Below are 1436 nucleotides of genomic sequence, written 5' to 3'. Positions count from 1 at the left end.
GCCCGCACCCGACCCCCGTGCCACACTCGTGCCATGCGTGTCTACCTCGGTTCCGATCACGCCGGCTACGAGCTCAAGAACCACCTCGTCGACTGGCTCACCCAGCACGGGCACGAGCCCGTGGACTGCGGTCCGCACATCCACGACCCGCAGGACGACTACCCGCCGTTCTGCCTGCGCGCCGCCGAGCGGACCGCCGCCGACCCCACCTCCCTGGGCATCGTCATCGGCGGGTCCGGCAACGGCGAGGCGATCGCGGCGAACAAGGTCACCGGAGTGCGCTGCGCCCTCGCCTGGAGCGAGGAGACCGCCCGTCTGGGCCGCGAGCACAACAACGCCAACGTGGTGAGCATCGGCGCCCGCATGCACACCGAGGACGAGGCCACCTCCTTCGTCGCGGTCTTCCTGGCCACCCCGTACTCGGCCGAGGAGCGCCACACCCGCCGCATCGAGATGCTCGCGGCCTACGAGACCGAGGGCGTCATGCCCCCCGTGCCCGAACACCACCCCCGGCAGGACTGATGCCCGAGGGACACACCATCCACCGGCTGGCCGGCCGGCTCGGCGAGCGGTTCGGCGGCCGGTCGGTGCGGGTGGACAGTCCCACCGGCCGTTTCGCCGACGGCGCCGCCCTCGTCGACGGTCACCGCCTGACCGCCACGGAGGCGCACGGCAAGCACCTCTTCCTCTCCCTCACCGCCCCGGGCGCCGGGCCCGGGGCGGGCACCCCCGCCGTGCCCACCGCCACCCGCATCCTCCACGTCCACCTCGGCCTGTACGGCTCCTTCCGCCTGCACCGGGGTCCCGCCGGCGAGCCCGAGGGACAGGTGCGCCTGCGGTTGGCCACCGAGGAGGACCACGCCGTGCTGCGCGGCCCCCGGGTGTGCGAGCTGATCACCCGGGGCGAGAAGCAGGAGTTCCACCGCTCGCTGGGGCCCGACCCCCTGCGCACCGACGCCGACCCGGAGCGGGCCTTCGCCCGCATCTCCCGCAGCCGGGTCCCCGTCGCCGCCCTGCTGATGGAACAGCGGATCCTCGCCGGGGTCGGCAACGTCTACCGGACCGAGGTGCTGTTCCGCAACGGCGTCGATCCCCACCTGCCCGGGCGCGAGTTGGACCGGGAGCGCTGGGAGGCGATCTGGCGCGACCTGATCCTCCTGATGCCCGAAGGGGTGCGAACCGGCCGGATCGACACGGTACGGCCCGAGCACACCCCCGAGGCCATGGGACGACCCCCGCGCCGGGACGACCACGGCGGCGAGGTGTACGTCTACCGGCGCCTCCACCAGCGCTGTTTCCTGTGCGGCGAGTGGATCAGGGCCGAGGAGATGCGGGGCCGGAACCTCTTCTGGTGTCCCGGGTGCCAGAAATCCTGAGCCCGTCCGCACCCACCCGGGTCCCCGCCCGGCGACCCCCGCGGCGCACCGTTCTCCCGC

General features: G+C 73.6%; 2 protein-coding genes. Both read left to right on the top strand.

All coding sequences use genetic code 11. The features are described from left to right. Positions 1-33: 33 nt before the first annotated feature. Entirely contained in the window at positions 34-522 is a 489-nt protein-coding gene (locus FOE67_RS25630; RefSeq protein WP_182667202.1) for a ribose-5-phosphate isomerase, read from the top strand. Continuing rightward, on the top strand, positions 522-1376 hold the full coding sequence (locus tag FOE67_RS25625) for an Fpg/Nei family DNA glycosylase (protein ID WP_182667201.1): 855 nt from the start codon (positions 522-524) through the stop codon (positions 1374-1376). The genes FOE67_RS25630 and FOE67_RS25625 overlap by 1 nt, the downstream gene beginning before the upstream one ends. Positions 1377-1436: the final 60 nt, after the last annotated feature.

Origin of the sequence: Streptomyces calidiresistens, assembly GCF_014141525.1 — a bacterium.
Taxonomy (GTDB): Bacteria; Actinomycetota; Actinomycetes; order Streptomycetales; family Streptomycetaceae; genus Streptomyces; species Streptomyces calidiresistens.
Note: the sequence above shows the minus strand (reverse complement) of the source record. Positions and strands in the feature narration are given on the sequence as shown.